This is a genomic window from Curtobacterium sp. AC272, from assembly GCF_979258155.1.
In genome coordinates this window covers 182,898-204,454 of record NZ_OZ409838.1, presented here as the reverse complement: position 1 = coordinate 204,454, position 21,557 = coordinate 182,898, and the positions used below count along the sequence as shown (strand labels likewise).

Genomic DNA, 21,557 nt, shown 5'->3' with positions numbered 1-21,557 from the left:
CGGACGCCCACCCTGTGGACGGCCGACGACACCCGAGGGCTACCCCTTGATGGCGATGTTCACGAGCTTCGGCGCCCGCACGATGACCTTCACGATCTCGCGGTCACCGATGTACCGCTGCACGTTCGCCGAGTTGCGCGCGAGTGCCTCGAGCTCGGCGGGATCGATCGACTTCGACACCTCGAACGAGTCGCGGACCTTGCCGTTCACCTGCACGACGGCGGTGAGGGTCTCCTGCACCAGCAGCGTCGGGTCGGCCTTCCGCCAACCGTGCAGCGCGACGGTGGCCTCGTACCCGAGCTGCTCCCACATCTCCTCGCCGGTGTACGGCGCGAACACGGCGAGGCCGAGCGTGACGGTCTCGACGGCTTCGCGCACGGCGGGGTCGGCGGCACCGGGGCCGCTGTCGATCGCCTTGCGGGTCACGTTGACCAGGTCCATGAGCCGCGCGATCACGACGTTGAACTTGAACGACTCCATCAGGCCCGGCGCATCGGCCAGGAACCGGTGCGTCACCTGGCGCAGGGCGCGATCACCCTCGGCCCAGACGACGTCGGGGTCGACGTGACGTCGGTCGCCAGGCGGTAGGCGCGGGCCAGGAAGCGTGCCGAGGCAGACGGGGAGACGTCCTCCCAGTTGATGTCGTCCTCGGGCGGGCCGGCGAAGCCCATCACCAGGCGGATCGCGTCGACGCCGTTCGCGTCGAGCTCGTCGCCGAGCGAGACACCACCCTTCGACTTCGACATCTTCGAGCCGCCGGACAGCACCATGCCCTGGTTGAGCAGTGCCGAGAACGGCTCGGTGAAGTCGAGGTAACCGAGGTCGAAGAGCACCTTGGTGACGAAGCGCGCGTACAGCAGGTGCAGGATCGCGTGCTCGATCCCGCCGATGTACTGGTCGACCGGCGCCCACTTGCGGGCGACCGCGGGGTCGAACGCCTGGGTGTCGTCGTTCGCTGCCAGGAAGCGCAGGAAGTACCACGACGAGTCGACGAAGGTGTCCATCGTGTCGGTGTCACGGAGCGCGGGCGTGCCGTCGACGGGGTTCGGGACGTTGACCCAGTCGGTCGCTCCGCCGAGCGGCGAGGTGCCCTTGGGCTTGAGGTCGAGCCCCTCGGTGTCGGGCAGCCGCACCGGCAGCTGGTCGAGCGGCACGGGGTGCTCGCTGCCGTCGGCGCCGTGGATGATCGGGATCGGCGTGCCCCAGAAGCGCTGGCGCGAGATGAGCCAGTCACGCAGGCGGTAGGTCTTGGCGGCGCGACCGGTCCCGCGTTCCTCGAGCAGTGCGATCGCGGCGGTGATCGCGTGCTGCTTCGACATGCCGTCGAGGGGGCCGGAGTTCATCATCCGGCCCTGACCCGTCAGCGCCTCGCCCGTGGTCGCGGGGTTGAGGTCGGGCAGCTCGGTGTCCTCGGTGATCACCGGGATCGCTCCGGTGACCGCGGCGTTGGTGTCGACGACGACCTTCACCGGCAGGTCGAACGCCCGGGCGAAGTCGAGGTCGCGCTGGTCGTGCGCCGGCACGGCCATGACCGCCCCGTGGCCGTAGTCGGCGAGCACGTAGTCGGCGGCCCAGATCGGCAGGCGCTCCCCGTCAGCGGGTGGATCGCGAAGCGGCCGAGCGGCACACCGGTCTTCGGGCGGTCGGCGTTCTGCCGGTCGATCTCGGATGTCTTCTGGGTGGCGACCAGGTACGAGTCGAACGCAGCACGGACGTCGTCCGGAGCAGACGAGACGAGCGACGCCGCCAGGTCCGAGTCCGGTGCGACGACCAGGAACGTCACGCCGTGGATCGTGTCGGGGCGCGTCGTGAACACCGTGACGGGCTCGTCACGGCCCTCGATGAGGAAGTCGACGTCCGCGCCGACCGACCGGCCGATCCAGTTGCGCTGCTGCGCGATGACCTTGGCGGGCCACCGACCCTCGAGCTGGTTGAGGTCGTCGAGCAGGCGGTCGGCGTACTCCGTGATCTTGAAGTACCACTGCGTGAGCTTCTTCTTGACGACGACGGCGCCGGAGCGGTCCGAGGTGCCGTCGGGCAGGACCTGCTCGTTCGCGAGCACGGTCTGGTCCACCGGGTCCCAGTTGACCCAGCTGTCCTTGCGGTACGCCAGGCCCTTCTCGTACATCTTCAGGAACAGCCACTGGTTCCACTTGTAGTACTCGGGGTCCGAGGTGTGGATCTCGGTGCTCCAGTCGAACGACGGCGCGTAGCGCTTGAAGGACGCCTTCTGCTGCGCGATGTTCGCGTACGTCCAGTCCTTCGGGTCCACCCCGCGCTTGATCGCGGCGTTCTCGGCGGGCAGGCCGAAGGAGTCCCAGCCGATGGGGTGCAGGACGTTGAAGCCCTGCTGGCGCCAGTAGCGCGCCACGAAGTCGCCGAGGGCCCAGTTCTCGGCGTGCCCCATGTGGAGGTCGCCGGACGGGTACGGGAACATCTCGAGGATGTACTTGCGCGGACGCGTGTCGTCCAGGTCGGTGGTGAAGAGCCCGAGCTCTTCCCAGCGGGGCTGCCACTTCTCCTGGATACGACGGAAGTCGTAGGCGTTCGGGTCCTCGGCGTGCTGCTCGGTGGTCACGGTTCACAAGGATATAAGCCGGGAGGCCCGACTCGCGCCGCCCGCACCGCCTGCGGTCCGTCAGGGGTCACGAGGCGGCCGGCGGCCATCCGCAGGGTGCGGTCGACCAGGTCCGCCCGGACCGGCACGTGCGACACGATCACGACCGTCCGGCCCGCTGCGCGGGCCGTCGTGACGAGGTCGTGCAGGACGGCGTCGCCGAGGTCCGGGTCGATGTCTGCCGTGGGCTCGTCGAGCACCAGCACTGGGAACGCGTGCAGGAGCGCGCGTGCCAGGGCGAGCCGGTGCGCCTGTCCGCCGGAGACGAGGCCCCGCGCTCCCCCACGGACGCGTCGAGCCCGCCGCGACGCCCGACCCACTCGCCGAGGCCGACCCGGTCGAGCACGGCGAGCAGCTCGTCGTCGGTCGCGGTCTCGCGGGCGAACAGCAGGTTCTGTCGGACGGACTGGTCGAATACGAACGGGTCCTGCTCGATGAGCCCGATGCGGGCGCGGACGGCGTCGGGGTGCATGTCCTTCGCCGAGACCCCGTCGAGCGTGTACGAGCCCTGGTGGTCGACGAACCGGACGAGCGCGTCGACGAGCGTGGACTTCCCCGCGCCGCTCGGCCCTTCGAGCACGACGACCTCGCCGGGGTGCAGGTCGAGCGAGACCCCGTCGACCGCCGGCGTCGTGGCTCCGGGCCACTGCACGGTCAGGTCGCGCACCGCCACGCTGACCGGACCGGACACCGTCAGTTCGGCCTGGTCGGCGTCCTGCTCGGGTTCGGGCACGATGCCCGCGGGCACCCGTGCGGGGACGACCTGCTCGACCCGCTCGGCGGCGGCGCGCACGCGGCGCAGCGTGAGGACGGCGAGCGGGACGCCGCCGACGACCTCGAACAGCGCGAGCGGCACGAACACGGTCAGCGCCCAGAGCGGTCCGTCGAGCGACCCGGACACCACGGCGGGTGCACCGACGACCAGGATCCCGATCACCGCGCCGCCGCCGACCAGCCCGACCAGGGCACCGACGAGCGCCTCGACCGTGCCACGGCGGCGGACCGCACGGGTGACGCCGGCGTCGAGACGGGCGATGTGTGCCAGGCGCTCGTCGAGGGTGCCGTAGGCCGCGAAGACGTCGAGCGTCCGGACGGTGTCGAGCACGAGGTCCGCGACCCGACCACGGTCCGCCGCGGTCTCACGGTCGGAGCGCTCGGCGATCGACCGCGTCACGACCGACCCGAGCAGCGCCGCGACCGCCAGGGCGAGCACGAGCACGAGGGCGGCCGGCACCGACACGATCGACACCGCGACGACGGACAGCACGGCGACGACCCCGGCGGACACCAGCGGCCCGACGACGCGGATGGGCAGGTCCTGCAGCCGGTCGGTGTCGGTGACCAGGCGGGTCATCAGGTCGCCACGGCCGGTGCTGCCGAGCCCTGCCGGTGCGACCGAGGCGAGCCGCCGGTACATCTCGGTGCGCACCACCGCGAGCTGCCGGAAGGACGCGTCGTGCCCGGCGAGCCGGTCGACGTAGCGCAGCGCCGCACGCCCGAGTGCGAACGCCCGCACGCCGACCATCACGAGGGTCAGGTAGAGGATCGGCGGGTGCTCGGCGGCACGCGTGATGAGGTAACCGCTCGCGGCGAGGAGTGCCACGGCGCAGACCGCACTGAGCGCACCGGCGGCGACCGCCTTCGCCCAACCCGACCCGTGCGGCATCGCGAGCCGCAGGACCGACGCTCCAAGGGCCTCCCGGGACAGCGGTCGCTGCCGGGACAGCGCTCGCTGCCGGCTCATGCGCGCACCCCCGTCCGGACGGTGACCGACCCACCGGTGCCGATGTCGACCCGGACGTCGGCCGCGGCCACGACCGCCGGTCGGTGGCTCGCGACCACGACGACCGTGCCGTCGGCTGCGAGGCCGCGGATCGCGGCGACGACATGGGCCTCGGCCTCGGCGTCGAGCGCCGACGTCGGTTCGTCGAGCAGGACCAACGGTGTGCCGACGCGGCGGGCGCGGTACAGCGCCCGCGCGACGGCGACGCGCTGCGCCTGGCCGCCGGACAGTCCGCTGCCGCCGGCGCCGATCGGGAGGCCCGGGTCGACTCCCAGCCCCGCGTCGCGCAACGCGGTCCGGACGTCCACGGCGTCGGGGGTCGCGCTGAGCGCGACGTTCTCGGCGACGGTCCCGCGCACGAGGCGGGGTCGCTGGTCGGCCCAGGTGGTGCGCTCGGCGGCGGTCGTACCGGCGGCGCCCGGGACGACCACGGTGCCGTCGTGCGTCACGACGCCGCGGAGTGCGGCGATGACGCTCGACTTGCCCGAGCCGCTCGGGCCGGCGAGCACGACGACGGTGCCGGCGTCGGCGTGCAGGTCGAGGGGGCCGATCACCACGTCGGGCCGCCGGACGGTCAGACCGTGCACGGCCAACGCCGTGGCCGCCGGAGCGGTCGCCGTGGTCCGCACCGTCGCGCGGCGCGGACTGTGTGTCGTTGTCGTCGAGGACGTCGAGGACCGCTGCCGATGCCTCGACGCCGTCCTGGGCGGCGTGGAAGTCCGCGCCGACCTGGCGGATGGGGGCGAACGCCTCTGGGGCGAGGACCAGGACGAACATCGCGGCGCCGAGCCCGAGCGAGCCGTCGACCAGCCGGATGCCGATCGACACCGCGACGAGGGCGACGGACAGGCTCGCGGCGAGCTCGAGTGCGAACCCGCTGACGAACGACAGCCGGAGCACCCCGAGCGTTCCGCGCCGGTACTCGTCCGTGACGGCGCCGATGCGGCCGACCTGGCGCCGGGCGCGACCGAACACCTTGAGGGTGGCCAGGCCCTCGACGGCCTCGAGGAAGGCGCCGCCGAGCTTGGCGAGGGCGTCGGACTGCTTCCGCTGCAACGACTGGGTCGCGAGTCCGATCAGGATCATGAACACCGGGATGACCGGCAGGGCGAACAGGATGATCAGCCCGCTCGTCAGGTCACCGAGGCCGATCGCGACCAGCAGCAGCGGTGTGGCGATCGCGGTGAGTGCGAGCTGCGGCAGGTAGCGACCGAAGTAGGCGTCGAGCGCGTCGAGGCCAGGCCCGAGGGTGGTGGCGAACCCCGCACTCGATCGGCCCGCCAGCCAGGACGGACCCCGCTCGGCGGCGCGGGCGAGCACCGTGGTCCGCATCTCGCTCTTCACCTTCGCCGCGGCGCGGGCCGCCAGGTCGTCGGTCGCCCAGGCCGCCACGGCACGGAGCACGAACGCGCCGCCCAGCACCGCGAGCGCCTGCCCGAAGGTGCTCGGGACACGGCCGTCCTGGACCGCGTCGATGCCGAGGGTCACGGCGGCGGCGATCCCCCACGCGATCGCGATGGTCGCGACCGTGCGGAGGACGCCGGTGCCCGCGGCCGCGACGATGAAGCCGCGCGCCGTCCGCGACAGGCGCAGGAGTCGCGGGTCGAGCGGCTTCACCGTCGCCTGCCTAGTGCGCGGCCTGGGTGACCTGGGCCCGCGAGACACGCTTGCGGAACACCCAGTACGTCCAGGCCTGGTACGCGAACACGAGGGGCACGAAGATCAGCGCCACCCAGCTCATCACCGTCAGCGTGTACGAGCCGCTCGAGGCGTTGTACACGTTCAGGCTGTTCGCGGGGTCGTTAGTGGCGGGCATGACGTCCGGGAAGATCGCCGTGAACATGGCGAGCACGATCGCGGCGATGGTGACGGCCATGAGCGTGAACGCCCGGCCCTCCTTGCCCCAGGCGTTGCAGAGCACGGCCAGGACGAGCGCGAGCGCCGCGACCACCGAGAGCACGAGCGAGGCCGGGGTCGCCCGGACGAACGCCATCCAGACCAGGAACGCGGCGCCGACGACGATCGTCAGGATGCCAGCCCGGGTCGCCAGGCGTTTCGCCCGCTCGCGGATCTCACCCTCGGTCTTCAGCGCGACGAACACGACGCCGTGCGTGAAGAACACCAGCAGCGTCGCCACGCCGGTCAGGAGCGCGAACGGGTTGAGCAGGTCGAAGAGCGTGCCCGTGTAGTTGTGCCCCGAGTCCATCGGGATCCCGCGGACGACGTTGCCGAACGCGACGCCCCAGAGGAACGACGGCAGGGCGGACCCGACGATGATCATCAGGTCGAAGCGACGCTTCCACTCAAGGTGCTTGTTCTGGTGCCGGTACTCGAACGAGACACCGCGCAGGATCAGCGCCGCGAGGATGAGGAGCAGCGCCAGGTAGAACCCGGAGAACATCGTGGCGTACCACTCGGGGAACGCCGCGAACAGGCAGGCGCCGGCGACGATGACCCACGTCTCGTTGAGGTCCCAGACCGGGCCGATCGTGTTGATGAGCACCCGACGGTCGGTGTCGTCCTTGCCCAGGAAGGGCAGGGACATGCCGACACCGAAGTCGAAGCCGTCGAGGACGAAGTAGCCGACGAAGAACACGCCGACGATCGCGAACCAGAGGACAGGCAGATCCATCTCAGTACACCGTCACTTCGTGCTTGACCTCGCCGGTCTCCTCGTCGACCTCTGCCGGAGCGGCAGGGCCCTCTTGCGCGACCTTCTTGATGAGCTTGAACTCGACCACCGCCAGTGAGCCGTAGATCACGGTGAACACGATGAGCGAGATGAGGACCTCGAGCCCGGTCACGTTCGGCGAGACGCCGTCGCTGGTCTTGAGCAACCCGAACACGAGCCACGGCTGGCGACCCATCTCGGTGAAGATCCAGCCGACGATCATCGCGGCCATCGGGAGCGGGACGGTCCAGGTGGCGACGCGCCAGATCCAGCGCTTCGTCGGGAAGCGGCCCTTGCGGGTCAGCCAGAGGCCGGCGAGCGACACCATGACCGCACCGACGCCGAGCGCGATCATCCAGCGGAACGACCAGTAGGTGACCCAGATGATCGGCTTGTAGTCGCCGGGCCCGTAGACCTGGGTGTACTGCGCCTGCAGGTCGTTGATGCCCTCGACCGTGCCGTTGAAGGTGTGCGTGGACAGGAACGACAGCAGGTAGGGCACCCGGATCGAGAACAGTTCGTGCACGCCGTCGGGGGTGCCGAGCGTGAAGATCGAGAACGAGGCGTCCTTGCCGGTCGCCGTGTTGTACAGCGCTTCGGCTGCGGCCATCTTCATCGGCTGGGTGTCGACCATGGTCAGGCCGAGCTGGTCGCCGGTGAGCACCGTCAGGGCACCCGCCGCCACCATGGTCCACATGCCGAACTTGAGCGCCGGCATCATCGTCTCGAGGTTCTGGTTCCGCGCCAGGTGGTAGGCGGCGACCGAGATGATCACCGCTGCGGCGACCATGAAGCAGGCGAACAACGTGTGCGGGAAGGCTGCCAGAGCGACCTTGTTGCCGAGGACCGCCCAGATGTCGGTGAGCTCCGCACGCCCCTTGGCCTCGTTCATCGAGAAGCCGACCGGGTGCTGCATGAACGCGTTCGCGGCGATGATGAAGTACGCCGACATGATCGTGCCGGCGCTGACGCACCAGATGCTCGCCAGGTGCAGCCCTTCGGCAAGCGGTCCCAGCCGAAGATCCAGACGCCGATGAACGCGGCTTCGAAGAAGAAGGCCAGGATCCCCTCGAGCGCGAGGGGGCGCCGAAGACGTCACCGACGAAGCGCGAGTAGTTCGACCAGTTCATGCCGAACTGGAATTCCTGCACGATGCCCGTCACGACGCCCATCGCGAAGTTGATCAGGAAGATGCGTCCGAAGAACCGGGTCAGCTGCAGGTAGTGCGCGCGACCGGTCCGGTACCAGGCGGTCTGGAACACGGCCACCACGGCGGCCATGCCGATCGTCAGCGGGACGAAGAGGAAGTGGTAGATGGTCGTCAGACCGAACTGCCACCGCGACAGGATGAGCGGGTCGAGGAGGTCGGTCATGCGGCACTTCCCAGTCGGGTCGCCGCGCGCAGTCGGTGCACGTCAGTGTCTTCCTGTGGAACGGATACATCAGATGTCACAGCCGTTGGGACTCTTCAACGGTACCGCGTCACCACCGACTTCGACAACTTGTAGAAATGTTCCGTGCACGAACGTGCAAGGGTGCTGCACGGCACAACCGTGCGGCACGGATGTGCCGATTCCCGCTCTGCGGAACGACGACAGGCGCCGGGCAGTTGCCCGACGCCTGTCGTCTAACGCACGAGGACTGCTGCTACAGCAGGCCCTCGTCGGTCAGGAACTCCTTGGCGATGGTCGACGCCTTCTCCTTGTCCGCCGTGCTCTTGGTGTTGAGCTCGATCAGGGCCTCGGGCGTCAGCTTCTCGTTGACCGAGTCGATCGCGTCCGCGGCCTTGTCGTTCACCTTGTCGGAGACGACGGGGATGACGTTCTGCGGCAGGATCAGGTTCTCCGGGTCCTCGAGCGTGACGAAGTCGTTCGCCTTGATGCTCGGGTCGGCGCTGTAGATGTCGGCGAGCTGGACGGTGCCGTCCTTCAGCGCCTTGACCGTCAGGGCCCCGCCGGAGTCCTCGACCGCCTTGAAGTCGACGTCGACGCCGTAGACCGACTTCAGGCCCTTCGGACCGTACGGACGGGTCTGGAACTCGGAGTTCGCGCCGACGGTGAGCTTCGACTTGACGTCCTTCAGGTCGGCCAGGCTCGTCACGTCGTTGTCCTCGGAGAACTTCTTCGTGACGGTGTAGCTGTCCTGGTCGGTCGCCTCGGCCTCGTCGAGGACCCGGAGGCCCTTCGGCAGCGCCGTCTCGAGGCCGTCGTCGATCTGGTCGGCGGTCTTCGCCGTCGAGTCCTTGTCGAAGTACTGCAGCAGGTTGCCGCTGTACTCGGGCATGACGTCGATCGCGCCCTTCTCGAGCTGCGGGATGTAGACCTCACGCTGCCCGATGTTGAAGTTGCGCTTGACCTCGAAGCCGTTCTTCTCGAGGACCTGGGCGTACAGCTCGGCGATGATCTCGTTCGAGTAGTACTGCTGCGAGCCGACGACGATCGTCTTGGAGTCGGACGACGCGCTGGAGCCGCTGTCGAGCGGGTCGCTCGACGCGCAGCCGGTCAGGGCGGCGGCGACGCCCAGTGCGAGCGCTGCTGCGACGCCCGCACGGATCTTTGCTGTGATCACGATGGATTTCCTTCCGGGATGGGATTGCGGGCTCGCTCGCGCGATCCCTGGCGCTGCCGGGCCGACGGGTCGGCGGTGCCCTTGGGCACCGACGCCCGCTGCAGCACGGCGAACACGATCTCGAACGCGATCGCGAGTGCGATCACGAGGATGGAGGCGCCGAGCATCTCGGCGTAGTCCTGGGTCTTCAGACCGAGGAAGAAGTAGCCGCCGAGGCCGCCGGCACCGACGTACGCGGCGAGCGTCGCCGTGGCCACGACCTGCAGCACGGCCGCGCGGAAGCCGCCGATCAGCAGGGGCAGGCCGAGCGGGACCTCGACCTTCCACAGGATCTGCCAGCCCGTCATGCCCTGGGCCTTGGCGGCGTCGACGGTCACCGGTTCGACCGACTCGATGCCCGAGTACGCACCGGCCAGCACCGAGGGGATGGCGAGCACGACGAGCGCCAGGAGCGGAGCCTGCAGGCCGATGCCGAGCAGGAGTCCGAACAGGGAGAGCACGCCGAGCGTCGGCAGTGCGCGGATCCCGCCGGACACGGCGATCGAGAAGCCCCGTGCGCGGCGCGTGTGGCCGATGGCGTACCCGATCGGCACGGCGATCACCGAGGCGATCACCACGGCGAGCAACGTGATCCAGATGTGCTCCCAGAGGCGGCCGGGGATCGCGTTGTACCCGGAGTAGTTGGTGGGGTCGAAGACCCAGGCGACGGCCTGTCCGATGATCACGAGGCGACCTCCGCTGCTTGCAGGACGCGGCGGGCCCGGCGGCGCGACACCGAGGTCGTCCGGGTCCACGGCATGACGATCCGGCCGAGCAGCACCAGGATCCCGTCGAGCACGAACGCCAGGACGAGGACCATGACGATGCCGGAGATGATCTCCTCGTAGATCCCACGGCCGAGGCCGTCCGTGAACAGCGACCCGAGGCTCTGGATGCCGAGGACGGCGCCGACGGTCGTCAGCGAGATCGTGGACACCGAGACCACCCGCAGCCCGGCGAGCAGCACCGGCCCGGCCAACGGCAGTTCGACGCGGAAGAACCGCTGCGCCGACGAGTACCCCATCGCGGTCGAGGCCGACTTCGTCCCCGAGTCCACCGAGGTGAGCCCGTCGACGGTCGACCGGACCATGAGCGCGAGGCCGTACAGGGTCAGCCCGATCACGACGTTGACCGGGCTCTGCAGCCCGGTGCCGATGATGCCCGGCAGCGCCACGAACAGCGCCAGGGACGGGATCGCGTAGAGCAGACCGGCGAACGTCACGATGCCGCTGCCGACGCCAGAGGCGAACCGCGATCCGCCGGGGCGCTGGAGTCGGACGACGAGCCAGCCGATGGGGATGGACAGCAGGAACGCGATGATGATGGGCGGGATGGCGATCGCCAGGTGCGAGACCGTGTCGTCACGGATCGTGTCGAGGTTCGCGAGGACCCACTTCACCGCGTGCCCTCACCCTGCGCCGGAGCACCCGGGGCGTCGAGCGACGCTCCGGCCTGGTTCGATGCGGGGTCGGCCTGCACCGCTGCTGCGGCGTCGACGACGTTGACCGGTCCGGTGAGGACCCCGGCTGCACGCCCGTCGCCGTCCACGACGATGGGGCCAGTGGGGGTGTGCTCGACGCGCAGCGACCGACGCCCCCGGCCGACGCCGATGAAGTTCGCGACGAAGTCGTCCGCCGGCTCGGCCAGGATCTCGGACGGCGTGCCCTGCTGGGCGATCTCGCCGCCCTTCTTCAGGATGACGACCTGGTCGCCGAGCTTGAACGCCTCGTCGATGTCGTGCGTCACGAACACGACGGTCTTGCCGAGTTCACGCTGCAGGCGGATGAGCTCGTCCTGCAGGTCGTTGCGGACCAGCGGGTCGACGGCGCCGAAGGGCTCGTCCATGAGCAGGATGTTCGGGTCGACGGCGAGGCCGCGGGCCACACCGACGCGCTGCTGCTGCCCGCCGGACAGCTGGGACGGGTACCGGTCGGCGAACGCCCGGTCGAGTCCCACGGTGTCCATGAGCTCGAGCGCACGCGTGCGGGCATCGGCCTTCGACACCCCGGTGAGCAGGGGAACAGTCGCGATGTTGTCGACGACCTTGCGGTGCGGCAGCAGACCGGAGTTCTGCATGACGTACCCGATGCTCCGCCGGAGCTTCACGGGGTCGACGCCGGAGACGTCGGATCCGTCGATCTGCACGGAACCCGAGGTGGGGTCGACCATGCGGTTGATCATCCGGAGCAGCGTCGTCTTGCCGCAACCGCTGGAGCCGACGAAGACGGTGGTGGTCCGGGACGGGATCACGAGGTCGAAGTCGTCGACCGCGGTGGTGCCGTCCGGGTAGGTCTTTCGTACCGAGCGGAACTCGATCATGGGTGCCCTTCTGTTCGGAGGTAGCCCGACTCCGGATGAGAGTACCCGTCGGGTCCGACAGCGGTTCACCTGTTCCGGCACGCGGCGCGTCCCGGACAGGTGCGCACCGCCGTGGACCGGACCGAGCGCACGACGGAACCAGCGCGGACGACGACGCCGCGCCTCCTGTTCGGAGGCGCGGGCGTCGTCGGATGGGTGCGGGGTCCCGCGGCGGTCAGCCGGCGGCGACCACCGACTCCATGTGGGCACGGCTCATGGTGCGGTACTCGGCGATGAGCGCCGTGTCGGGGTGCTCGCGGTCGCGGTGCGCCCGCGCCAGCACGGCGTGGCCGGACTCGGCCAGCACGACCCAGGCACGTGCGATGCGCTCGTTGTCGGGCAGCCCGAACCGGTCGCGCATGATCTGCCCGACGGCGGCGCCGAGCGCTCCCATGCGGTCCTCGGCGTCACCGGTGCCGGTGTCCGCGGTGTCGCCGAAGCGGATCGCGCGGAAGCCGGGCTCGGTGCGGTACAGCTCAGCGGTCTCGTCGATCAGCGCGTCGCAGGCCTGCTGCCAGGTCTCCGCGCCGCTCGCGTCGAGCGCCGCGACGAAGCGCGCGGCGAGCCGCTGCGTGCAGCGGATGGCGAGGGCGTCGACCACGGCGATGCGGTCCGGGAAGTAGCGGTAGACGGTGCCGATGGACGCTCCGGCCCGCTCGGCGACCATCGCGGTCGTGAGTCGCTCGAACCCGATCTCGTCGATCACCGCAGCAGCAGCGTCGAGCAGACCCGCGAGGCGCGCCGAACTGCGGGCTTGGACCGGCTCGTTCCTGAGCAGTGATGATCCCCCGGCAGAGCGTTCGTTACCTCGGTGACGAGCACGTGTTCTCCTCTTGCGCTCCAGCGCGGTTCGTTGGTGTGACGAGGACGATTTTCGCAGAGACCGGCTGGAACATGGCTGCGACTCACCACAGGTGCCGCGGGACGTGGACTTCCGGGTCCTGCATGGGATGATGGGGCGATGCCCGACCCGACGCCCCACGAGCCGTCGTTGGCCGAGCCGCTCCTGCACCGCGCGGCCCGCATCGAGGACGCCGTCCAGGAGTTCCGCGAGCACCGCGCCCGAAGCCGTGGCCTGGTCCCGACCGTCGTCCCCTACACCGGCTACGGCGCTCCCGGATGGGTCCGCATCCTCTGCCGCGTGCTGCTGACCCGCCGTGGCCTCGCCTCCGACGTCTCGTACGCCGGTGTCCGCGGATGGAAGAGCTTCACGAGCGTCGCGGTCGACCACGCCGAGGTCACCGTCACCGCCGGAGGGGTGTCGCACGTCGTCGAGACCGACCGTGGCGGGGTCGTCGACACCATCGTGCCGATCGACCTCGAGCCGGGCTGGCGCACCGTCCGCTTGTCGGCCGGCGGCGGGCGCGACGTCGAGGCGGACGTGTTCGTCGTGCACCCCGACACCCGCTTCGGCCTGCTGTCCGACATCGACGACACCGTCATGGTGACCTCACTCCCCGTCCGATGCTGGCGGCGTGGAACTCCTTCGTCCTCACCGAGCACGCCCGCCGCCCCGTGCCGGGAATGTCCGTGCTCTACGAGCGCGTGCAGGCACAGCACCCCGGCTCCCCGACCGTGTACCTGTCCACCGGTGCCTGGAACGTGGCGCCGACCCTGCAGCGCTTCCTGACCCGCAACATGTACCCGTCCGGCACGCTCCTGCTCACCGACTGGGGTCCCACGCACGACCGGTTCTTCCGGAGCGGGCAGCTGCACAAGCAGCAGAACCTGCGGCGTCTGGCGAAGGACTTCCCGGACGTGCAGTGGCTGCTCGTCGGCGACGACGGCCAGCACGACGAGTCGCTGTACGGCGAGTTCGCCCGCGAGCACCCGGAGAACGTCGCGGGCGTCGCGATCCGGCAACTGTCCACGAGCGAGGCGGTCCTGGCCGGCGGACGCTCCCGAGCGCAGGAGCGCTCCCGCGACACCTCGGCGCCGTGGGTCTACGCACCGGACGGTGCCGGGCTCTGGTCCGAACTCGCGCGGGTCGGGCTCGCCGAGGCGGACGCCTCCGACCCGGCCTGAGCGAGGCTTCAGGCACACGGACGGCACGCGGCCGCCAGACGGCCGGCGTCCCGTCCGCGCGGCCACGACGCTCGGCCTCCGGGTGTTCGATCGGGGCATGAGCACCGACACGGACCGGACCGCCGACACCGAGCGAGCACCCGCGCCCCCCGCGACTCCCCGAACCTGATCGAGGACCACGCCGTCATCGGCGACACCTCGACCGCCGCACTCGTCGGCCGCGACGGCACGATCGACTGGGCGTGCCTGCCGCGCTTCGACAGCGCCGCCACGTTCGCCTCCCTGCTCGGCACCGAGGACCACGGGCACTGGACGCTCCGCCCGAGCGACCCCGCGGCGACGGCGCACCGGAAGTACCACGGCGACACCCTCGTCCTGTCGACGGTGTGGACCACGGCGGACGGTGCCGTCGAGGTGACCGAGTTCATGCCCGTGGGCGCGCACCGGCCGTCCATCGTCCGCCGGGTCCGCGGACTGAGCGGCTCGGTCGAGGTGCAGCAGACCCTGCGGATCCGGTTCGACTACGCCCTCGCGCTGCCGTGGGTGCGCCAGATCGGCGGCGACGAGGACCCGGCACTGCTCGCCACCGCCGGCCCCGGGTCGGTCATCGTGCGCGGTCCCCGCTTCCGGGCCTCGGACCACCGGCACACGGCCACCGCGATCATCCACGACGGTGACGTGCTCGACACCGTGCTCACCTGGTACCCCTCGCACCGCGAGCCCCGGAGCCCGTCGACGTCGACGTCGAGCTCCACCGCACCGTGACGTGGTGGACGGACTGGATGGCGACGGCGCGCACCGAGGGTCGCTACGCCGACGCCGCCCGCCGCTCCCTCCTGCTGCTCCGCGCGATGACCCACGGCGAGACCGGCGGCGTGGTGGCCGCCGTGACCACGAGCCTGCCGGAGGACCCGGGCGGGGAACGCAACTGGGACTACCGCTACGTCTGGCTCCGCGACGCCTCCCTCGCCCTCGCCTCGCTCATCGCGCACGGCTACCGCGACGAGGCGGCACACTGGCGCGGCTGGTTGCTCCGCGCCATCGCGGGCGACCCCGCCGACGTGCAGATCATGTACGGCATCGCCGGGGAGCGCGAACTGCCGGAACGGGAGCTCCCGCACCTGCCCGGGTACGCCGGCTCGACGCCCGTCCGGGTCGGCAACGGTGCGTACACGCAGTACCAGGGCGACGTGTTCGGCGAGGTCCTGGCCGCCCTGCACGACGCCCGCGAGCTCGGGGTCGAGGAGAACGCCGACTCGTGGGCCCTGCAGCGCGCCCTGCTCGGCTACGTCGAGGAGCACTGGCAGGAGCCCGACAACGGCATCTGGGAGATGCGCGGCCCGCGACGGCACTTCACGCACTCGCGCGCGATGATCTGGGCCGCGTTCGACCGTGGGGTCGCCGCGGTCGAGGAGTTCGGTCTCGAAGGGCCCGTGGACCGCTGGCGCACCCTGCGCGACCAGGTCCGGGCCGAGATCGAGGAGCACGGCTGGAACGCTGCACGCGGCAGCTACCGGCAGCACTACGACACCGACGAGGTCGACGCGAGCCTGCTCGTCCTGCCGCAGATCGGGTACGTCTCCGCCCACGACGCCCGCATGACCGGCACCGTCGCCGCCATCGAGCAGGACCTGTCCACCGGCGCCGACGGCCTCGTGCTGCGGTACCGGACGTCGTCGGGGTTCGACGGGCTCACCGGCGCGGAGCACCCGTTCCTGGCGTGCTCGTTCTGGCTGGTCGAGCAGTACGCGGCATCGGGCCGGATCGACGACGCCGAGCGCCTCATGGACGTGCTCGTCGGGTACGCCAACGACGTCGGCATGCTCTCCGAGGAGATCGACGTCGCCACCGGACACCACGTCGGCAACACGCCCCAGGTGCTGTCGCACCTGACGCTCGTGTCCGCGTCGGACGCCATCGCGCGGGCGCGGGGCGCGTCGACCGGGCACCGCACGCGACTGCCCGTGCACGACGGCGGCACCCGCTCGTGGACCGGCGAGGGCGAGCGCGCCGGCACCCCCGCCTGATGCGGTGGTGCTGACCATGAAACGGACGGGAGGCACGGTGCCAGCTGGCACCGTGCCTCCCGTCCGCAGTTCCGCCCGTTCAGGGCGCGACGGTCACGTCCGTCAGGACGACGACTCCCAGTCCGCCGGGCCGCGCGAACCGGCGCGGTACTCCTCGAGCGGGACCTCGTCGGCCTTCCAGGCCTTGACGACCGGCTCGACGATCTCCCAGCAGCGCTCGGCCACGTCGCCGCGGATCGAGAGCAGCGGGTCGTCGTGGAAGATGCCGTTCAGGACCTCGCCGTAGGGGTCAGCTCGCCGTCGCTGAACGACGACGACAGGGTGACCTGGCCCATCTCGAACGGGTTGCCACCGCCGTTGGCCGACACGGTCAGCTCGATCTCGTCCGGGTTCAGGACGATGCGGAGCGTGTCCGCCTTCGGGCGACCGCTCAGGCCGGAGGGCAGACGGGTGACCGGCTTGAAGGTGATCAGCACCTCTTTCCGGCTGGTGCCGAGAGCCTTGCCGGAACGCAGCGTGAACGGGACGCCCTTCCAGCGGGCAGTGTCGACCTCGACCGAGATCTCGGCGAGCGTCTCGGTGCTCCGCGACTTGTCGACGCCGTCCTCGTCCTGGTAGGACGGCAGCTCCTTGCCGTCGATCGTGCCGGCCGTGTAGACGGCGCGACGCGACGCGATCTTCGGGTCGCCGCCCTTGAGCTGGGTCGAACGGAGCACCCGGGCCAGGGACGAGCGGAACTCGACCGCGTCGATGTCCGCCGGGGCGTCCATCGTCACGATGCCGAGGATCTGCAGCAGGTGCGACTGGATCATGTCGACCATCGCGCCGGCCTCGTCGTAGTACTGGGCGCGGTTCTCGAGACCGAGGGTCTCGTCGTAGAAGACGTCGACCTTCTCGATGTTGTCGGCGTTCCAGATCGGCTCGAACAGGCGGTTCGCGAAGCGCAGACCGATGATGTTCAGGACCGTGGTGCGTCCGAGGAAGTGGTCGGTGCGGTGCACGCGCTCTTCCGGGACCAGCTTCAGCACGGTCTCGTTGAGGGCCTGGGCGCTGGCGACGTCGGTGCCGAACGGCTTCTCGAAGGCGAGGGTGGTGCCAGCGGGGAGTTCGACCTGCTGCAGTGCCTCGCAGATGTCGGAGGCGATCTGCGGGGGCAGGGCGAAGTAGAGGATCGGCTCGGCCTCGGCCGCGTCGAGCAGTGCCGTGAGGTGCTCCGGGTCGGTGGGGTCGCCCTGGATGAACTGGGTCGACGCGAGCGTGGCGTCGACCTCGGGTCCCTTGACGTCCTGCGACGCAAAGGACTTCGTGACGATGTCCTTCCACTGCTCCTCGCTGCGGGCGCTGCGGCCCGTGCCGATGAGCTGGACGGGAACCGCTCGACCGCTCTGCAGGAACGTGCCGAGGCCCGGCAGCAGCAGGCGGGAGGCGAGGTCGCCCGTCGCGCCGAAGATGATGAGGGTGCGCTTGTCGGTCACCTGAGGTGACTCCTTTCGCTGTGGTGGGAGGTCCGCTCCAGTCAAGCCGCGGGCGGGCCCGTTTGTTCCGGATCGGGAACCGGAGATCGTGGGGCGCTGTGGTGTGCAGCGCCGGGTCGTGCGCTGCGCTCGCAGCGCCGGGTCGTGTGCTGTGGTCGTGCAGCGCCTGGACGCACTTCGGGCGGCACCGGATGTGGTGCCGCCCGAAGTGTCAGGTGCGTTGCAGCGTCAGGTCAGTGCCCGAAGTTGCCGCGGTAGTACTCGTAGACCCAGCCGACCAGGGTGACCGCCACCAGGGCGAGTCCGATCGGGACGATCCACAGGCCGGCTGCGACACCGAGGAAGCAGACGGCGACCGCTGCGGCCAGCAGGATGGGCCACCACGACCACGGGCTGAAGTGCCCGAGCTCGGCGTCGCCGTCCTCGATGTTGGCGTCGGGGCGGTCCTCGGGCAGCACGCCGCCCTGGGACGCCATGACCTTACCGAGGTAGAAGGCGATGAACGCGGACATGATGCCGGTCAGGCCGATCGCCACGGTGCCGACCCACTCCGGGTGGCCGTAGTAGAGCAGCGCCCAGATCGTGTACGCGGCGTCCGCGAGGATGAAGAACCCGAAGAGGATCCAGAACAGGTTGGTGTTCGCGCGCATCGGCTTACTTCACCTCGCCCTTCGCGGCGTCGTAGGTCGGGGCATCCGGGGCGTCCTTCGCGGGGCCGACACCGATCGGCACACCTGCCTCGGGGTGGTTCAGGTCGAAGGCCGGGGACTCGGAACGGATCCGCGGGATCGACGTGAAGTTGTGGCGGGGCGGCGGGCAGCTGGTGGCCCACTCGAGCGAGCGGCCGTAGCCCCACGGGTCGTTCACGGCGACCTTCGGTGCGTTCCGGGCCGTCACGTAGACGTTGAAGATGAACGGCAGGAACGAGATCGCGAGGATCATCGAGCCGATCGTCGACAGCTGGTTCATCCAGGTGAAGCCGTCGTTCGGCAGGTAGGTCGCGTAGCGACGCGGCATGCCGATGACGCCCAGCCAGTGCTGGATGAGGAACGTGGTGTGGAACCCGATGAACAGGAGCCAGAAGTGGATCTTGCCAAGACGCTCGTTGAGCATCTTGCCCGTCCACTTCGGCCACCAGAAGTAGAAGCCGGAGAACATCGCGAAGACGACGGTGCCGAAGACCACGTAGTGGAAGTGCGCCACGACGAAGTACGAGTCGGACACGTGGAAGTCGAGCGGCGGCGACGCCAGGATCACACCGGTGAGGCCACCGAACGTGAACGTGATGAGGAAGCCGACGGCCCACAGCAGCGGGGTCTCGAAGGTCACCGAGCCGCGCCACATCGTGCCGACCCAGTTGAAGATCTTCACGCCGGTCGGGACCGCGATGAGCATCGTCATGAGCGAGAACCAGGGCAGCAGGACGCCACCGGTGACGTACATGTGGTGCGCCCAGACCGTGACCGACAGGGCCGCGATCGCGATGGTCGCGTAGACGAGCGTCTTGTACCCGAAGATCGGCTTGCGGCTGAAGACCGGGAAGACCTCGGACACGATGCCGAAGAACGGCAGCGCGATGATGTACACCTCGGGGTGCCCGAAGAACCAGAACAGGTGCTGCCAGAGCAGCGCACCGCCGTTGGCCGGGTTGAAGATCTGCGCGTCGAACACCCGGTCGAGCCCGAGGCCGAACAGCGCGGTGGCGAGCACCGGGAAGGCCATCAGGACGAGCAGCGCCGTCACGAGGGTGTTCCACGTGAAGATCGACATGCGGAACATCGTCAGACCCGGGGCGCGCATCGTGATGATGGTGGTGATGAAGTTCACCGCGCCGAGGATCGTCGAGAAGCCGGTCATGCCGAGTCCGAAGACCCAGAGAGTGCCGCCGAGCCCTGGTGTGAACGTCGTGTCACTCAGTGGCGCGTAGGCGAACCAGCCGAACGAGGCCGCACCCTGCGGGGTGAGGAAGCCGCCGACCGCGATGAGCGAGCCGAACAGGTAGAGCCAGAACGCGAAGCCGTTGAGTCGCGGGAAGGCGACGTCGGGAGCACCGATCTGGAGCGGCATGATCGCGTTCGCGAAGCCCGAGAAGAGCGGCGTCGCGAACATCAGCAGCATGATCGTGCCGTGCATCGTGAAGAGCTGGTTGTACTGCTCCTTCGTCGCGACCACGTGCAGGCCGGGCTCGAACAGCTGGGCACGGATGACCAGGGCCATCACACCCGCGAGCAGGAAGAAGACGAACGACGCGATCAGGTACATGTACCCGATGGTCTTGTGGTCGGTGGAGGTGATCCACCGGACGATGATGTTGCCCTTCCGGCCCACCTTCGACGCCTGGAAGTCCGGCGAAGCAGTCTGGGTCGGTTGGCCGACGAAAGACGTTGTCATCTGACGAGCCCCTACTTGTTCTCGCTGGACGCCTCGACCGGCGCCTTGTTGTTCGGTTCGTTCGTGTTGGTGTTGTACTCGTCACCGAGGAGCCCGACCTTGCCCTGGTCCTTCAGGGTGTCGAGGTAGTCCTGGTACTGCGCCGGCGTGACGACCTTCACCTGGAAGAGCATCAGCGAGTGGTACTCACCGCAGAGCTCCGCGCACTTGCCCTGGTACGTCCCGAGCTTCTCCGGGATGAAGTACTCCCAGTTCGTCTTGCCGGGGAGCATGTCCTTCTTGTACAGGAAGTCGATGATCCAGAAGGAGTGGTCGACGTCGCGCGAGGAGAGCTCGATCGCGACCTTCTTGCCCTGCGGCAGGTACAGGGTCGGCAGCTGCGACTCGTCGATGGCGCCCTTGGCGTTCTCTTCTTCCTGAGCCTGGATGCCCTGGTAGTAGACGCTGTCCTCGGGGTTGTCCTTGTTGATGTAGTTGAAGTCCCACGCCCAGCGCTTGCCGTACACGTGCACGGTGGCGTCGGGGTCGTCGAACGGCTTCTCGATCGCGGCCTGGTCCTTCGCGGTGAAGGCGAAGAAGCCCAGCACGAGGATGAGCGGCACGATCGTGTAGAAGATCTCGAGCGGCATGTTGTAGCGCATCTGCACGGGCAGGCCGGTCTGGCCCTTCCGGCGGCGGTACACGATGGCGGCCCAGATGATCAGGCCCCAGACGATGAGACCGACGGCGAGGAGCACCACCCAGCTGGTGGTCCACAGGCCGACGATGCGGCTCGTGTGGTTGGTGACGTCCTTCGTCTCCTCCGTGCCGGGGAGCCATCCGTTCATCTGCTGCTGCGTGCAGCCAGCCAGTGCGATGACCAGACCGACGGCCACCGGGACGGCCGCCCAACGTATACGGCGATTCGAACGCACTGTTACCTCTCGCAAAAGACGTGAGCTCGGGCCGAACCCGCCGAGCCGCACGAAGGCGACACTTGGCTGGCTCCCAGCTTGATTGGAACACTCCTAGCTTACTCGCAGCTCGGTACCGCTCGCGCACACCCGACACGCTCATCGCCGCGATCCGCACTCCTGACCGGCCGTTTTCCCCGGTCACACTGCGACCGCATCCCCCGACGAACGCGAGCGGGGAGCGACCGTGTCGGTCGCTCCCCGCTCGCGTGTCGGATCGGCTGGTGATCAGTGGAAGCTGTCACCGCACGCGCAGCTGCCCTGCGCGTTCGGGTTGTCGATCGTGAAGCCCTGCTTCTGGATGGTGTCCTCGAAGTCGATCGTCGCGCCGTCGAGGTACGGGACGCTCATCTTGTCGACGACGACCTCGACCCCGTCGAACTCGGCGGTGACGTCACCGTCGAGCAGGCGCTCGTCGAAGTACAGCTGGTAGATCAGACCAGAGCATCCCCGGGCTGGACGGCGAGGCGCAGGCGCAGGTCGTCGCGGCCCTCCTGCTCGAGGAGACTCGCCACCTTGCCGGCCGCGGCGTCGCTCAGGAGGACGCCGTGCGAGGCCGCCTCGGTCACCGGTGCGTCGGTGGTGATGGTGTCGCTCATCGCGCGTCTCCCTCCGGGCGGTGCGGTTCACCGCGCCTGGCGTCGATTGTA

At 69.4% G+C, this 21,557-nt stretch carries 11 protein-coding genes and 8 pseudogenes; 2 read left to right on the top strand and 17 right to left on the bottom strand.

Annotated features, from left to right (window positions below; genetic code table 11):
• Positions 1 to 39: 39 nt before the first annotated feature.
• The 12 genes and pseudogenes from leuS to ACZZ0J_RS00965 form a co-directional block, all read right to left on the bottom strand.
• Positions 40 to 2,578: pseudogene (gene leuS, locus ACZZ0J_RS01020) on the bottom strand (leucine--tRNA ligase).
• Entirely contained in the window at positions 2,575 to 2,937 is a 363-nt protein-coding gene (locus ACZZ0J_RS01015) for an ATP-binding cassette domain-containing protein (RefSeq protein WP_463434191.1), read from the bottom strand. The pseudogene leuS and the gene ACZZ0J_RS01015 overlap by 4 nt, the downstream one beginning before the upstream one ends.
• Before the next feature lie 5 nt (positions 2,938 to 2,942).
• A pseudogene (cydC, locus tag ACZZ0J_RS01010) lies at positions 2,943 to 4,238 on the bottom strand (thiol reductant ABC exporter subunit CydC); the annotation flags it as partial.
• Between the two features lie 119 nt (positions 4,239 to 4,357).
• The gene (locus ACZZ0J_RS01005) at positions 4,358 to 4,987 is read right to left on the bottom strand and encodes an ATP-binding cassette domain-containing protein (protein WP_463438119.1); all 630 of its coding nucleotides are present in this window, start codon (positions 4,985 to 4,987) and stop codon (positions 4,358 to 4,360) included.
• Between the two features lie 244 nt (positions 4,988 to 5,231).
• A pseudogene (locus ACZZ0J_RS01000) lies at positions 5,232 to 5,822 on the bottom strand (ABC transporter transmembrane domain-containing protein); the annotation flags it as partial.
• A gap of 205 nt (positions 5,823 to 6,027) precedes the next feature.
• On the bottom strand, positions 6,028 to 7,032 hold the full coding sequence (cydB, locus tag ACZZ0J_RS00995) for a cytochrome d ubiquinol oxidase subunit II (RefSeq protein ID WP_123340389.1): 1,005 nt from the start codon (positions 7,030 to 7,032) through the stop codon (positions 6,028 to 6,030).
• 1 nt (position 7,033) lies between these two features.
• Positions 7,034 to 8,444: pseudogene (locus tag ACZZ0J_RS00990) on the bottom strand (cytochrome ubiquinol oxidase subunit I).
• Positions 8,445 to 8,718: 274 nt separating this feature from the next.
• Entirely contained in the window at positions 8,719 to 9,639 is a 921-nt protein-coding gene (locus ACZZ0J_RS00985) for an ABC transporter substrate-binding protein (protein ID WP_194648719.1), read from the bottom strand.
• A complete protein-coding gene (locus ACZZ0J_RS00980; RefSeq protein ID WP_463434188.1) occupies positions 9,636 to 10,364 on the bottom strand; it encodes an ABC transporter permease in 729 nt (242 codons plus the stop codon). The genes ACZZ0J_RS00985 and ACZZ0J_RS00980 overlap by 4 nt, the downstream gene beginning before the upstream one ends.
• A complete protein-coding gene (locus ACZZ0J_RS00975; RefSeq protein WP_463434186.1) occupies positions 10,361 to 11,077 on the bottom strand; it encodes an ABC transporter permease in 717 nt (238 codons plus the stop codon). Before ACZZ0J_RS00975 ends, ACZZ0J_RS00980 begins: the two co-directional genes overlap by 4 nt.
• On the bottom strand, positions 11,074 to 11,997 hold the full coding sequence (locus ACZZ0J_RS00970; protein WP_123292493.1) for an ABC transporter ATP-binding protein: 924 nt from the start codon (positions 11,995 to 11,997) through the stop codon (positions 11,074 to 11,076). The genes ACZZ0J_RS00975 and ACZZ0J_RS00970 overlap by 4 nt, the downstream gene beginning before the upstream one ends.
• Positions 11,998 to 12,211: 214 nt before the next feature.
• Positions 12,212 to 12,742: a TetR/AcrR family transcriptional regulator gene (locus tag ACZZ0J_RS00965; RefSeq protein WP_248703474.1), complete on the bottom strand. Its 531-nt coding sequence runs from the start codon at positions 12,740 to 12,742 to the stop codon at positions 12,212 to 12,214.
• 255 nt (positions 12,743 to 12,997) lie between these two features.
• Here ACZZ0J_RS00965 and ACZZ0J_RS00960 point away from each other — a divergent pair.
• A pseudogene (locus tag ACZZ0J_RS00960) lies at positions 12,998 to 14,061 on the top strand (App1 family protein).
• A gap of 165 nt (positions 14,062 to 14,226) precedes the next feature.
• A pseudogene (locus ACZZ0J_RS00955) lies at positions 14,227 to 16,088 on the top strand (glycoside hydrolase family 15 protein).
• 102 nt (positions 16,089 to 16,190) lie between these two features.
• On the opposite strand, the pseudogene ACZZ0J_RS00950 reads toward ACZZ0J_RS00955, so the two are convergent.
• The 5 genes and pseudogenes from ACZZ0J_RS00950 to ACZZ0J_RS00930 all read right to left on the bottom strand — a co-directional run bounded on the left by ACZZ0J_RS00950 (position 16,191) and on the right by ACZZ0J_RS00930 (position 21,506).
• A pseudogene (locus ACZZ0J_RS00950) lies at positions 16,191 to 17,563 on the bottom strand (glucose-6-phosphate dehydrogenase).
• Positions 17,564 to 17,796: 233 nt separating this feature from the next.
• Positions 17,797 to 18,213, bottom strand: coding sequence for a cytochrome c oxidase subunit 4 (locus ACZZ0J_RS00945; protein WP_111085768.1), 417 nt, complete (start codon positions 18,211 to 18,213; stop codon positions 17,797 to 17,799).
• 4 nt (positions 18,214 to 18,217) lie between these two features.
• Entirely contained in the window at positions 18,218 to 19,954 is a 1,737-nt protein-coding gene (ctaD, locus tag ACZZ0J_RS00940; RefSeq protein ID WP_173168381.1) for an aa3-type cytochrome oxidase subunit I, read from the bottom strand.
• 11 nt (positions 19,955 to 19,965) lie between these two features.
• Complete coding sequence (gene ctaC, locus ACZZ0J_RS00935) at positions 19,966 to 20,868, bottom strand: aa3-type cytochrome oxidase subunit II (RefSeq protein WP_111085770.1); 903 nt, start codon at positions 20,866 to 20,868, stop codon at positions 19,966 to 19,968.
• Positions 20,869 to 21,135: 267 nt separating this feature from the next.
• Positions 21,136 to 21,506, bottom strand: a pseudogene (locus ACZZ0J_RS00930) (HesB/IscA family protein).
• Positions 21,507 to 21,557: the final 51 nt, after the last annotated feature.

Coding starts and splice junctions, on each gene's coding strand:
- ACZZ0J_RS00970 (WP_123292493.1), bottom strand. CDS start 11,997: ATGATCGAGTTCCGCTCGGTACGAAAGACCTACCCGGACGGCACCACC.
- ctaD (WP_173168381.1), bottom strand. CDS start 19,954: ATGACAACGTCTTTCGTCGGCCAACCGACCCAGACTGCTTCGCCGGAC.
- ACZZ0J_RS00945 (WP_111085768.1), bottom strand. CDS start 18,213: ATGCGCGCGAACACCAACCTGTTCTGGATCCTCTTCGGGTTCTTCATC.
- cydB (WP_123340389.1), bottom strand. CDS start 7,032: ATGGATCTGCCTGTCCTCTGGTTCGCGATCGTCGGCGTGTTCTTCGTC.